8 protein-coding genes are annotated in these 12,462 nt (G+C 24.8%); 5 read left to right on the top strand and 3 right to left on the bottom strand.

The features are described from left to right. Positions 1-134: 134 nt before the first annotated feature. Positions 135-1,169, bottom strand: coding sequence for a M42 family metallopeptidase (locus MBCUR_RS09875; protein ID WP_067092829.1), 1,035 nt, complete (start codon positions 1,167-1,169; stop codon positions 135-137). A gap of 520 nt (positions 1,170-1,689) precedes the next feature. Next, a complete protein-coding gene (locus MBCUR_RS09870; protein WP_067092827.1) occupies positions 1,690-3,288 on the bottom strand; it encodes an ATP-binding protein in 1,599 nt (532 codons plus the stop codon). Between the two features lie 548 nt (positions 3,289-3,836). On the opposite strand from MBCUR_RS09870, the gene MBCUR_RS09865 reads away from it, so the two are divergent. Together MBCUR_RS09865 and MBCUR_RS09860 are read left to right on the top strand one after the other, a co-directional pair. Further along, positions 3,837-5,483: a hypothetical protein gene (locus MBCUR_RS09865; protein WP_067092825.1), complete on the top strand. Its 1,647-nt coding sequence runs from the start codon at positions 3,837-3,839 to the stop codon at positions 5,481-5,483. A gap of 13 nt (positions 5,484-5,496) precedes the next feature. Beyond that, entirely contained in the window at positions 5,497-6,144 is a 648-nt protein-coding gene (locus MBCUR_RS09860; protein ID WP_067092823.1) for a hypothetical protein, read from the top strand. 461 nt (positions 6,145-6,605) lie between these two features. Here MBCUR_RS09860 and uvrC read toward each other — a convergent pair whose 3' ends face one another. Further along, the gene (gene uvrC, locus MBCUR_RS09855) at positions 6,606-8,531 is read right to left on the bottom strand and encodes an excinuclease ABC subunit UvrC (RefSeq protein WP_067092822.1); all 1,926 of its coding nucleotides are present in this window, start codon (positions 8,529-8,531) and stop codon (positions 6,606-6,608) included. Between the two features lie 611 nt (positions 8,532-9,142). Here uvrC and MBCUR_RS09850 point away from each other — a divergent pair. From MBCUR_RS09850 to MBCUR_RS09840, 3 genes are all read left to right on the top strand, one after another. After that, positions 9,143-10,228: an ABC transporter substrate-binding protein gene (locus MBCUR_RS09850; RefSeq protein WP_067092820.1), complete on the top strand. Its 1,086-nt coding sequence runs from the start codon at positions 9,143-9,145 to the stop codon at positions 10,226-10,228. Between the two features lie 196 nt (positions 10,229-10,424). After that, positions 10,425-11,318, top strand: coding sequence for an ABC transporter ATP-binding protein (locus MBCUR_RS09845; protein ID WP_067092819.1), 894 nt, complete (start codon positions 10,425-10,427; stop codon positions 11,316-11,318). Beyond that, positions 11,308-12,240, top strand: coding sequence for an ABC transporter permease (locus MBCUR_RS09840; RefSeq protein WP_067092817.1), 933 nt, complete (start codon positions 11,308-11,310; stop codon positions 12,238-12,240). The genes MBCUR_RS09845 and MBCUR_RS09840 overlap by 11 nt, the downstream gene beginning before the upstream one ends. Positions 12,241-12,462 lie beyond the last annotated feature (222 nt).

Raw genomic sequence — 12,462 nt, 5'->3', positions numbered from 1 at the left:
TACAAAAAAATAATCATTGCACAGCCTCTTAAAAAATAAAAAAATATAAAATATAAAATAAAAAAAAAATGAAAAAATATAAAATAATAAAATATAATCTATAAAATCAAAAAAACACTAAAAAATTAGTTAAATTAAATATCATTTATTGTGGCGACCAATAAATCAATAGTTTCTTTTATATCATTAAAATTGGCAACACTAACTGTAGTATGAATATATCTTGTAGGAACAGATACAACACCAGTAGGAATACCTGCTCTAGTCAAATGAATAGCTGTTCCATCAGTAGTTCCACCTTCACCAACTTCTAACTGATAGTTGACTCCAGCTTTTTTTGCTCCATTAATTAAAAGTTTTTTAACCTTTTGAGGAGTGATTAAACCACGACCACTTGCATCCACTAAAATAATAGCTGGACCTTTAGCTATTTTAGCTGGTGCTTCATCTTCTTTGATTCCAGGGTGATCTCCAGCAATTGTAACATCTAAAGCCAATGCAAAATCAGGATTTATTTTAAATGCTGATGTTTTTGCTCCTTTTAAACCAACTTCTTCTTGAACTGTGCCAACACCATAAACTGTAGCTTTTGAATCAACTTTTTTTAAGACTTCAGCCATTACATAACAGCCAATTCTATTGTCCAATGCTTTTCCCATGATTAAATCATTAGGAAACTTTTCAAAGTTAGGTTTAAAGCTTATAGGGTCTCCAATTTCAATCATTTTCTCTGCATCTTCTTTATCAACAGCTCCAATATCAATAAACATGTTTTCATGATCAATGATTTTTTTTCTTTCTGCTTCTTTCATTCTGTGAGGTGGTTTTGCTCCAATAACTCCAGAAATTTCACCATCTTTTGTGTTTACTGTAACCATTTGATTCATTAACATTTGATCATTAATGCCACCAATTTTAGAAAATAAAATATAGCCATCTTTATCAATGTGTCTTACAATAAGCCCTATTTCATCCATATGTGATGCTAACATTACTTTTAAGCCATTATCTGCTTTTTTAGGTTTTTTAATAGCTATTAAATTTCCCATGATATCTTCTTCAATATCATCCACATGATTACTAAGTTCTTTTTTTAAGATTTCAGCAATTTCTCCTTCAAATCCACTGATTCCTGAAGCATTAACTAATTTTTCTAATAATTCCATTATTTAACCTCATATTTAAATATTTTAATAATAAATTATTTAATAAATTATTTAATAATTTTTAAAAGAATTAATATAATTAAAAGCTATTTCTAATCTTAGTTTTAAATATCTTTATTATAATATCTATAATTTGTTTATTCTATATTTATATTTGTTCTATCTTCTATTAATATTTTTCCAAAAAACCAAAATCAAAATCAAAAAAACATCTTTTGTGCTTTCTTTTTTTAAATATCTCATAATATTTTATTAATAATTATACATCTATTTTTATATCTTTTGTTTGTTCTTTAATTTCATTATTAAGTTTTTTAACTATAAATAACTATTATACACCATTCATTCTTTATTTTCTAATATATTTTAGTAGATATTTTGTTTGTGCTGTTTCTTTATTTAAAGCTATTATTTTTATATTCTTCATTGCCTTTATTTAAATTTAAAGTAGTTTTTACTGTTTCAACCAAAATAAATCGACTCTATTATTTTTTTTATATTTTATGTATTGTTTTCTGCTTAATTAAGATAAAATATTTAATGGTTCCACATGGGATTTAACTTCACGGTCTCCAAATGCAACACCAAGGATTATAACATTGTAATCTGTGTATGGTAAGTAGTATTTTTTATCCATAATTTGTGAGATTGCTTTATCAACCATCTTATCTAAAGACTCAGTTAAGCTATATTTGACTTCAACAAGAACTACAAGGTCTTCTTTTTTAAAAACTGCATCAAGTCTACCTGTGGAAGTTAAAATTTCACCCTGAATAAAAAATCCCATTAATTTAAACCATGAAAATAGCATACCATGATAGAAAGACTCAATTAAACCATTTTTTTTAATATTACCACATAATAGAGATGGAATACTGCTAATTAGACTATCAAATGAATTTTGTAAGCCATTGTTATCTATTTTAATAATTTCATCTAGAATTTTACGAGCTAAAAAAACAACATCCCCAGTATTTTCATTAGTATATTCTGTGATTATTGAAGTAAACAAAGAATCATTAACTTCTTTATTTGGAATATCAAGAGTGTAAGATGGAAGCTCACCTACAACAATATCTACATCTTTAATAGTTAAATAGCCCGTTTGTAGCAATAATGTAGTGAAATCTAGATTTTTTAATTGAAAATTAGGAAATTCACCATGAATAGTCTTATTTGGATTAAATAAAACATTTAAATTATTGTTATTATTATTAGAATTATTACTGATAAAATCTATTAAAAAAGAAGGTGTTCCACTTTCAAACCAATAATTGTTAAACTGACCCTTGAAAAATAGTGACAATATAGAATAAGGATTATATACTCTATTTTCACCATCCCAAGAATAGCCATTATACCATTCTTTAATTAAAGATAGTAAACTAGAGTTAGAAATATCATTATCCTCACTAAATTTATTTATATATTCTTTAAAATAGTATTCTAATTCTTCTTGAGTGTAGCCACAAATACAAGGATAAGCAAGAGTAATATCAGTTATATTGTTAAGACCCGAGAATATAGATGTTTTAGAGGATTTAGTAACCCCTGTTAAAAAAATAAATTGAATAAATTCCTCACTAGACTTTAAAACACCATAAAAATTATTTAATACTTTACAGTTTCCATCAGCTATATTATAGTCATTTATATTATCTATAATTGGTTTATCATATTCATCAATAAGAATAACAAGTTTTTTACCAGTTTTATTATATATGTCTCGTATTAATTTAGCAAAGTTATCTTTTAACAAGTCTCCAGATATTTCTATTTTGTTTTCTGCTGCTGTTTCTTTAACAAAGTTATTAAGGGATAATTTTAGTTCGTCACTAGTATCATAGCTCCTTTTTCCTAGATCGAGCTTAATTATTGGATAGTTTTTTTCCCAGTCCCATTTATCCTGAATATATAATCCTTCAAAGAGTTTTTTATTTCCTTTAAATAATTCTTCTAAGGTACTAAGAAGTAAAGATTTACCAAATCTTCTAGGGCGTGATAGGAAAAACTTTTTTCCAGGTTTATACATTTCATGAATATATTTTGTTTTATCTACATATATGTAACCATTTTCAATTAAATTAGGAAATGTTCCAATATCCAAAGGTAATTCTTTCATAATAATCATTATCTTTTTTTATGGTTTATAATCTTGTTTAATTAAATTTAAATGCTTTAATAAATTTTAATAAATTTTAATAGAATACCATTATAATTTTAATAAATACTAATTATAGTAACAGGGTGTCTGATAATTGAAAAAAATTGAAGAGGTTTAGTATGTTGTTTAGTATGTTTAGAGTATATTACATTAGTATTTTATAAAAGTACAATTTATTTGGTCTTTAAAAACAATATTCTAAAAGTTAATCTTTTAATTTTAACAATGAAAAAAATCCACAATACTTATTATCACTAAAAAATTGACTTTATGGAAAATAGTTTAAATTAAAATATAATGATTTTATTAAGCTTTTTTAAAAATTAAAACTAATTTCATCTGTACTTTTAGAAAATCATAATATAATTGTCTCAAAACATCTTGAACAATTTATTAAACTCTTAATTTTTTCATATAAATCAGACACCCTGTCAAATAATGTTTATCATTTTTTATACACTCCATTTAATGATGTTGCTTCTGGAAGTATTGACCCCTCTGGAAATATGTATATTAATAAGGGTGATTCTTATTTTGTATTTTTTAATGGAACTAGAATTAAACTTAATTCTCCAAACAATTTACCTACAAATTCACCAGGTATTTTGATTAAAGCTGTTAATGATGTAATGACATTTACATACTATGATAATGTTAAATGGGATGTTAATCAGTTCAGTGTAATTTATAACAAAGCTATTTTAGATTATGAGAGAATTGATTTTATTTCAAATGGAGTAAATAAATCAACAATTTTCTTAAGCAATGCTCTTCCAGGTTTTGATGAATATGGTTTAAGGCAACAATTGTATCGTACTTATGGCATTTCTAATTGGCTAACTTGTAGTTATCAGTCTTTCACACCAAATTATTATAATATTTTAAGATATACTGATACTAAAGAAAAATTAGGTGTGAATAGTTATGGTACAAGAGTAGTTTATGGTGCTTCTCAGGAGAATATAACTACTTTGTTAAAGATAAATAATAATACAATAAATAAAAAAGAAAGAATTAGCTATGGTACAAGTCCATATTATAGTAGTTCTAATGGTTTTGAGATTGTTCAAAGTTTTGCAATAGTTAAAAATAAAATAACTAATGACATGGTCAAATATTGGGTGAAACAAAATACCAGTTATCCTGTTGGGGGCATGAAAGCAGCTTATGGGACATTTTTAACTGCATTATCAACAATATTGATAAGTGATTCTACAGCTACTGAATTAATGAGTAGGTTAAATGTAAGTGGATTTAGGAATCAAACAACAGTAGGAATGGCAGGAATCAATAATCTTGGAAAAGTATATGTACACATTCCTGATGTTAACATGGGGTGGAAAATAAGTGGTGGTGAAAAAAACATTTTAATGTTTAATACATTGAATTCATTGATGGTTTCTGAAGCTGAAAGGATGTCAATGGGATTTTCTGGGATTAAAGTAAATTCTAGTATTGAACTTCTTGTTAATGCTATTAATAACAATCAAGCATTTACAATTACATATGATGTGAATACAAATAGCATAATAATTATGCTAGAAAATTCCACTCGACTAAGTTTAGTTATAGATTTTAACACTGGCTTGATAAAATCAATATTACAAGATGAATCCTTTGAATATAAAGGTGCTACTTCTGCAAACTTAAATAATTATTGTTATCATAATGGTCTTACTAATAACTTGGATGTAAATCTTGAAAACCTTTTTAGATTTTTAGAAGATAATGCTGGAGGCATTTTAGTAGGTTTAGGTGTTGCAGCAATTATTGCTGGAGGTCCTGTAACTTTATCTGTTATAGCTGTTGTTATTGGGGTAGGATTAATATTAGATGCTTCAGGAGTAACCACTGATTGGTACAATCTTCGTAAATGGGGAGATGCATTATTGTCTATTGGAATATCTGTTATTCCTGGGGGTACCGCTGTCAAAAGTGCTAAAATTGTTACTAAAATGCCTTGGATTGTTCACACAGGAACAGGTAGTTGGTTAAAGGGTCCATTAGAACAAGGTTCTAAATATATTACACGGGCTGTGATAGGTGAAGATACTAAATCTGTTGTTCGAAATGCAATTAATGATAATGTCATAAATTATTATGCAAGTACTTGGTATAACAACATATTAAATACATTGGGAGTACCTCAATAGAGTTGGTGAGTTTATGGGACCTTTTTTTGTTTTATTTTTACTTATTGGTGGAATATTAGGCTTAATTGTTTATTATGTTGAAGATAATTTATTATTTAAATTAGAATCTTTATTTAATATTAAAATTAAAAGACAAAAATGTAAAAACATGAATTGTTATACATATTTAGGATTAAGTATTATAGGACTAATAGTTGTTTTAATAATATGGATATGTATGCTTTATCCTTTGGTGTATGTTTCTAAAAACTTCCCTGTATTTATAGGGTTTTTTTTCATATTTGTTTTTCCTTTAATTGTTACAATAGTTCGTAAAAATACTTTTCATGAAAATACTATTGTTGCTGAGAAAAATCCTCAAAATATGCTTGAAAAATGTACTGGATATAATCCAATATGGTATTTTTTAATGGCATTAATGGTTGGAGGCTCTTCAACTGTATGGGGATTTTCAATGTTAAATTTCTCTCATATTCCTTCAACAAGTGGATTAATTGTTGTAATATCTGGATTAATTTCTCAAATGATTATTTTATCTCCAGATTTAATAAATAAAATTGTTCCATTTGACCTGAGAACATTTAAAGGCTTAAAAATAATGTTTATCTTAGCCATTGCTCTTTCAATAATTTTAACGGTTATACGAGGGTTGGTTGCTTAATTATTGAAAAAATTATTTTTTAATCAAAAACAAAGATAATAAAAATTTTTGTAGAAAATACTAATAAAAAAATAATTAAAAAAAAATACAAATTTAATTTTAGAACATTGAAAAATACACAATGAAAATGTAAATATATTATGTTATCAAAAAATGCAAATTATAATTATTTTTTAATTATTATAAAAAATGATAAAAATACTTTTAATTGAATTTAAAGAGTTTTTAGGTGATATTTTTAAACATTAAAATTTACTGCCTTATTTTACAAAACTTTGATAACATATACAATACATTTAAAAAAATTAAATATTTTAACATTTAAATTTAATTGGGATTTTGTCATGAAAAAAACTTTAACAAAGTTCCAATAAAAATTTTAAGATCATGGAATATTTATTAAAATTCCTGGGATTTAAAATATTTTAAAATGCTTAAATTCTCGTAATTTAATCCATAAATTATTTGTTATGAAAATAGTCGTAGATATTGGTTGCTATTTTTTTATTCATTCCTTTAACTTTAGCTATTTCATTTATATCTGCATTTTTGATGTTTTCAATTGTTTTAAATTCTTTTAGTAAATTAATTTTCCTTATTTTTCCTACACCTTTTATATTATCTAAATCAGACTCTTCAATGGCTTTTTCTCTTAATTTTCTATGATGTGAAATACCAAATCTATGGGATTCATCACGAACTCTTTGAAGTAAATACAATCCTTCATTGTTCTTAGGAATAATAATTGGAAATGGAACATTTGGTAAAAATATTTCTTCAAATTCTTTAGCAATCCCAATAACAGGAATATCTCTAAAATTATATTTATTTAATACTTCAGTAGCAATTTTTAATTGTCCTTTTCCACCATCAATTAATATTAAATCTGGTTTAGGATAGTCTTCATCTTCTTGTAAATGATTAGATAATGATTTAAATCTACGGGATAGAAGTTCTCTCATCATTCCATAATCATCTGGTCCAGGTGTTTTTAATTTAAATATTCTATATTGGCTTTTATTAGGTTTTGAATCTAAAAATGAGACTTTTGAACCAACAGCCATTTTTCCAGATATGTTTGAAACATCATAACCTTCAATTACTCGTGGAAGCTTTTTAAGTTTTAAATGTTTTTTAATTTCAATCATTGCATTTTGCATTTTTCTTTTTTGATTTTTGATAATTTCAGCATTTTTAATAGCCATTCTAATTAACCTAAGCTCTCTACCATTTTCTCCAAGAACAATTTTGGCTTTATAATCAATGGCTTCATTATTAAATTCTTCTTTTTTCCTATTGTTTTTATCCATGTTTTTAGAATCAGTTTTATCAATTTTATCAATTTTATTATTTTTATTAGTTTTACCAATTTCGTCCTTTTTTTCAGAATTAAGTTTATCAAACTCTTTTTTTCTTAAGTCGGATAACCAATCTAATATTAAATCTTCATCAGCTATTTTTTCTTCTACAATGATTTCTTTAGGAACATGTCTATAATTACTGTAATATTGTTGGATAAAAGCAGAAATAATTTCATTTTTAGCTTTGTTTTCTCCTCCAGTCATTAAAAAATCATCTTTTCCTATTATTTTCCCATGTCTAATAGAAAAAACAATTACTATTGTATTGTCTTTGTTTTGTGTACTGGCAATTATGTCTTGATCTAAATCTCCAATAAAATCAACAAATTGCTTATCCATTACAGATTTAATAGAGTCTATTTGGTCTCTTAAAACTCCTGCTTTCTCATATTTTTGATTTAATGCTGCTTTTTCCATTTCTTTTTCTAAGTTTTCAATTATTTTGGAGTATTTTCCATCAAAGAAAAGATCAATTTTCTTGATAATTTTTTTGTACTCATTTTGACTTATTTGTCCATTGCATGGTCCATAACAAAGATCTATTTGATTATTTAAGCAGGGTCCATCCATATTATTACAGGTTCTTATTTTAAATAGTGATTTTAGAAACTTAACAGTTGCACGTACTGATCCAACATCTGTAAATGGACCATAGTAAACACCACCTTTTGTTATGTTTCTTGTTATAATTAGGCGTGGAAACTTTTCATTTGTTAATTTTACATAAGGGTATCTTTTATCGTCCTTTAATTGTATGTTGTACTTAGGTCTATATTTTTTTATTAAATTTGATTCAAGAATAAGTGCTTCTTTTTCAGAATCAGTTATAATGTATTCTAATGAGTTAAAACGGTTCATTAAAACCTGTGTTTTAACACTGTCATGTTTTTCTTTAAAATATGATTTTACACGCTTTTTCAAAGATTTTGATTTTCCAATATAAATTATTTTATCAAATTTATCTTTCATTATGTAAATCCCAGGATTTAATGGAAGATCATCTGGAGAATTAACTTTTGTTGACATAATGGTTTTATGTTGTTTTTTAAATGATTTATTTATTTCTATTTTTTAATGGATTAAAATTAATTTTAGTAAGTTGTTTTTTAATATTTAAGTTATTGTTTAAGTTATTATTTAAGTTGTTATCTTATATTGTTATTTAATATTATTATTTAATATTTTTATTTAATATTTTTATTTAATATTAATTTTTTTTTCTATCTTAATGTTTTTATTTTTTCCATAAAATTTTTTTTAATATTATTAAACTTATTATTCAAATCTCCTTGATATATATCAAAATGTCTTGAATTTTAAAATAACTTAAAATATATCTTCAATTTTGCAAATTAATATTTAAATTTGCTCCAATACATTTATATATGATAAAATTAAATTAATCAATATTCAATTAAACTTAAAATTTTTTTAAATTAACTTTATAAAATTTAAATATAATTGAAAAATAATCATCTTATAATAAAATTAAAATTATGCTTTAAATTTAAAGTTAAAATTAAGATTAAAATTTAAAAGTATGGTTAGCTTTAAACTTGAAACTAAAATTAAAAGTTGTAATTAGCTTTAAACTTAAAACTAAAATTAAAATTAAAAACTAGAAATAAGTGATATAAATGGTTAATAAAAAGATATTAATTGGGATAATAGCAATAATAGCAATTGTAGCAGTGATAGGTGGAGTATATTTTGTTACTCAGACTCAAAATCTTACTCAAAGTCAAAATAGTATACACATTGATGCAGGATATATTACAATGTCTGCAGGACATGCATTAATATTTATTGCAAAAGAAAAAGGGTATTTTGCTGATGAGGGATTAGATGTAAATGTTTTAGAGTTTACAACTGCAAATGATGAGTTAAATGCTTTGGCATCAGATAAAATCGATGTAGCAGTTGCTGGAATTGGAGAACCATTAATTCAAATGGACAATGGAAGAAATTATACATTTATAGGGGGAGTAGATAATGGAGACCATGCAATAATAGCTAAAAATGAATCTATAAGTGAAAATTTAAGGTCAAACCCTGAAAACTATAAAAAATATAAAATAGGAACCGTTAGTGGAATTCCAGCAGAAATTATTATATTGGGTTATTTAAAAGAAAATGCAAATATAGACAAGAATGATTTAGAAATTGTTGAATTTAAAACTGCTCCAGATGTGGTAAATGGAATTAAATCAGGAAAAGTTGATGTTGGATTGGTATATCCTGCTTTCCAATACTCTGCTGAAAAAGAAGGATTAAGTATTGTCAATTTTACAGACGAATTAATGCCTAGTCTTCCAGATTGTAGAATAGCTATTAATGCAAAAGATGTAAACAATCAAACAGAAAGACAATGGATAAATTATACTAAAGCCCTTATTAAAGCCTATGATTTCTATAAAACAAACCACAATGAAACATTAGATATTGTGAAAAAATATGTTCCAATTGAAGGGGATGAACTTGAAATATCTACCTACAACGATCACTTAGTTCTTAACACAGATCCTAATGAAAAAGGAACAATAAAATTCTATGATGTTTTAGAAGAAATTGGCTATGTTGATGGAAATGTAAATGTAGCTGATCATTTCAACTTAATTATATACAAAACTGCTTTAGATGAAATTTTAAAAGAAGAACCAAATAATCAAAACTATTTGTTTTTAAAAGGATTATTTGAAAACCAGAATCCACAAACTTCCTAATATTTAAGCAAATAAAAAATTTATTAAATATTTTTTAATTAAATTATTTAAGTTTAAATCTTTTTAAATTAAATAATTTAAGTTTAAATCTTTTTAAATTAGGTAATTTAGACTTAAATCTCTTTTAATTAGGTGTTTTAAGTTTAAATATCTTTTAATTAAATTATTTAAAATTAAATGTTATTTTAGTGTTAGCATGGCAGAAATAAAAATCAAAAACATCTCAAAAAAATATGAAACTAAAACTTCATCTTTTGAAGCTATAGCCAATTTTGATTTAGAAATAAAAAATGGAGAATTTGTTTCAATTATTGGTCCAAGTGGTTGTGGAAAAACAACTTTAGTGCGTATATTAACAGGTCTTGAAAAACCGAGTGATGGGGAAGTTTTAATAAATAATAAGACAATTGATTCTCCATCACCAGAAACTGGAGTTGTGTTTCAAGATTACTCTTTATTTTCTTGGATGAGCGTCTATGAAAATTTATATTTTGCTATAGAAAATAACAATAAAATAAACAAAAAAGGAAAAATGAGAAAATTATCAAAAGAAGAAATTGATAAAAGTGTAATAAATCATTTAAATCTTGTTGGTTTATTAAAATTTAGAGATAAATTCCCAAAAGATTTATCTGGTGGAATGAAACAAAGGTTAGCTATTTCACGGATGTTTGCATTAAATTCCAAAGTATTTCTTATGGATGAGCCATTTGGAGCTTTAGATGCTTTAAACAGAATATATATGCAAGATTTTTTGTTAGAGCTATGGAATAAAAAAAAACAGACAACAGTCTATATTAGTCATGATATTGAGGAAGCTATTTTACTTTCAGATAGAATAGTTGTAATGACACCATCTCCTGGAAGAATAAAAGAAATAATAGATATTCCATTTAAACGAGATAAAAATGGAAGAAGAAATAGACTATATTTAAATGAAAATATTGATGGTATCTATATAAAAAATCACATATTTTCACTTTTAGATGAAGAAATGAAAAATCATTTAAGTAAACAAGAAGAAGAGAAAAAAAGCTATTTGAGTAAACAGGAAGAAATTAGTTTGTCTGGGGGATTAAATGAAGATTAAATCACTTAATATTTCAATCTTAATAGAAATAATTGCAATACTACTTATTTTTCTATCATTGGCTGTTTTATCAATATTTTATTCTCCATTAACTAATATTTCAATAGGAAATGAAATATATGGTGGTATTTTAATAGTATTGACAATTTTATTTCTTATTTGGACATATTTTAGTAAAACTCCTCAAAAAATTATTGACATGTTTTTGATAATAGCTATTCTATTTTTAATTTGGGATATGATAACTAAATTCTCATTAATTGATACAATAATTCTACCACCACCAAGTAAAGTTTTTTTATTTTACATTAAAGATTATTTTGAAATTGGATATGGTGTTTTAAGTTCTCTTGTTGTTTTAGGAATAGGTTATATACTTGCTTTTATAATAGCTATTCCATTAGGTCTTTTATTGTCTTATAAAAAACGATTATATGATTTTGCATATCCTCTCTCAAAAGGACTCTCACCTATTCCTCCTATGGTTTATATTCCTTATGCAATTATTCTTCTTCCAAGTCTATTTTTATCTAGCATTTTTGTAATTTTTATAGGTGCATTTTGGCCACTTCTTTTAGGGGTAATTACTGGGGTTTTAAATATTGATAAAAATACACTTGATTCAGCAAAAATTTTAGGGCTTGACGATTATACAATGATTAGAAAAATTCTTCTTCCTGGAGCATTACCTCACATTTTCTCAGGAGCATTTATTGCACTTATAATTTCATTTATAACATTATTAATGGCTGAAGTAATAGGCTCAAATGCAGGAATAGGATGGTATCTTCAACATAATGCTCAATTTGGTGAATATGGTGCAATAATAGCTGGTATGATTGTAATTTCTATTCTGGTAATAATTATAACAACAATATTTGATAAAATCCAAAAATACTCTCTTAGATGGCAAGACATTTAAAAATTCTTTTTTTATTTAAATTAAAACATTAAACATCTATTAAAAATAATTTTAACATTTTTTATTTTATTAGATAAATTTTTAACACTTATATTATAGTAATTCGCATTTATTTCTACTTAAAATTTTAATAATTTTACAACAATATTTTTATATTAAAATTTAAATTTATTTATATAAAAATAATATTTTTGATATAAAAAATATAATATAATATAATAT

Origin of the sequence: Methanobrevibacter curvatus, assembly GCF_001639295.1 — an archaeon.
GTDB lineage: Archaea > Methanobacteriota > Methanobacteria > Methanobacteriales > Methanobacteriaceae > Methanoflexus > Methanoflexus curvatus.
This window is presented reverse-complemented; position numbering and strand designations above follow the sequence as displayed.